Genomic DNA, 2,216 nt, shown 5'->3' with positions numbered 1-2,216 from the left:
CTCCTGACAGTTCATCTGCAGATCCTCTCCAGGAGTTGCCCTTTAATGTAATTTCCCAGTCACAGTCTCTAAAAAGTCGGTCTGCAAGAGCGTCTCTGATGGGAGATTCATCAATAACACTTTTAAGAGCTTTTTTCTTCAGCTGTGAAGTAATAATAGTTGAACCAATTCCATATCTGGCATCAGCAATCTCATTAAGTCCAGAAACTACACCGTCAGATATTTTTGTAAGTCCGTAATCATCAATTATTAGCAAACGAATGCGTCTTAGCTTATCAATAAACCTTGCCAGAGCAGGTTTGTCTTTTGCTTCAATTAGAACCATCAGCTCATTCATTCTGAAAAACATGGCAGAATATCCTTTACTCATGGCTTCTATTGCTGTGGCACTGGCCAGCGCTGTTTTACCGGTACCTGTGGGTCCAGATATAACAATGTTCAGACCTTTATTCAGGAAATCTCCGTCCTTGAGTTTTAAAAGCGTTTCGCTGGTTAATCCTCTAGTTGGAGACGGTACAAACTGTCTAATGTATATCTTGTTACGTATTTTTGAATTCTGAACCAGACGTCTGAAGCGGTTATTGCTTGCAAATTCAAGCTGTGCGTCCAGACATCTCTCAAGTCGTTCTTCAAATGTCATATCCTGATACAGCTGACTGTTTTCATACTGATCTGCAAGTTCATTGTTGAAGCCGTCGAGCTTTAAATCAGAGAGTTTATCAAGCAGCCCCTTCTGCTGTGGAAGTATAATTGTCTGATCCATGGCATTCTTTGTTTTCATTAGTTCAGCTCCTCTTCATAGTCTCTGATATGTGCTTCATCTGAATCCCTGCTGATTCTGATTATTTCAGTCTGATGTTCTATTTTGTTTTTGCTGGTGTATTCCTTTAGGATCTCATCGTATACCTTGGTAAGCTCGTAGTAATTCCAACGCTGAGGATCAAGTCTGAGAACCGATAGACAGGCTTCAGAAAAAAGAGGTTTGAGCATACAGCGTTTATATGCATTGATAACTGCTCTGCAGGCTTTTATCGTGTTACCTTCACTCTGACCTCGACTCCTGTCGTAAGCTATTCTGTTGTGACAGAAACGGGAAAGACCTTCATCAAGTCCCGTACTTATACGCAGAACATCATCTACCGAGTTATACAGCTTATTCTTCCTGTTGATCTCCTGATGCTCCAGTGGACGGTGAGCCTCTTTAACAGTCATACCTTCACCGTCTTGTCTTAAATGCCGAGCTATTTCTTTACCCTCATGCTTTATGATTATGTAATCGTTGGTGACATAAATATCAGCTCTCTTTCCAATATAGAGATAAGGAACGCTGTAACTGTGTGCATTTACTGTAATCATGTAGGAGTTTTGTATAACCTGTGAAATCGCATCTCCAGGGTAATCAGGTATACCTGATACCTGCTGCAATAAAGGCAGTTCACGATTTTTGAACAGATACTCTCTTGTAATTTCACGGCTGCGACGGAACTCGCCTCTGTTAATGATTTCATCAACTTTCTGCATCAGAAGCTTGTTATGTTCGGCAATTGTTTTCTGATTATTAGAAAAACTGTTTTTAAGGGACTTCATCATTGACTGAACACGGTTTACGGAGTGTTCTGCACAGCTTTTTCGCTGAGGTGAATAAGGAGGAGCTGCTTCTGCACTGATCCCCATTTCCAGCAGATAGTTTTCAAAGTTTCTATTGATTACCGCTTCTTTGCCATACTGATGCTTTGTTGACCAGCACTTTGCGTTATCAACCTTAATAATTGAGGGATGTCTGTTTCCTATTCTTCTGAAAACTTCACTTAGAACACGACAGCTTTCAGCTGTTGTCTGACCGGTAACAAACTGAGCCTGAACGTAATAGCTTGCAGGGAAAGCAACAACCATAATCCAGCATTTAATTCTGCCGTTATAGGTTAACAGTTCATATTGGTCACCAGTAAAATCAAGCTCGGCATATAGCCCGTAAGGATAAGACTGGGCATAATAGAACTCGGGTGATTCTTTTGCGATCTTATCTCTTTCCTGTTTAATTCTGGCTGAGAAGTAAGAAAGGCTTAGAGGTATTTTTCCTGAACTTTCTGCTTCTATACAGTATTCCTGATATCTGAGTTTTATGGATTGCTGTCTGTTTTCAATCATTTGAGCAACAATTCTTCCAAAATCAGGAATGAATTTATCGTTATCTGACTTTAAAACCAACGTTGAAA

At 40.2% G+C, this 2,216-nt stretch carries 2 protein-coding genes; both read right to left on the bottom strand.

Annotation, left to right across the window (positions count from 1 at the left end; translation table 11 throughout):
• On the bottom strand, positions 1 to 781 hold a 781-nt coding region (locus BM308_RS13075), incomplete at its 3' end, for an ATP-binding protein (RefSeq protein WP_074945817.1).
• The coding region (locus tag BM308_RS13070) for a Mu transposase domain-containing protein (RefSeq protein ID WP_143098631.1) at positions 781 to 2,216 on the bottom strand (1,436 nt) is incomplete at its 5' end. The genes BM308_RS13070 and BM308_RS13075, both read right to left, overlap by 1 nt.

Source organism: Succinivibrio dextrinosolvens, from assembly GCF_900116345.1.
In the GTDB taxonomy this organism is placed as follows: Bacteria; Pseudomonadota; Gammaproteobacteria; order Enterobacterales; family Succinivibrionaceae; genus Succinivibrio; species Succinivibrio dextrinosolvens_B.
Note: the sequence above shows the minus strand (reverse complement) of the source record. Positions and strands in the feature narration are given on the sequence as shown.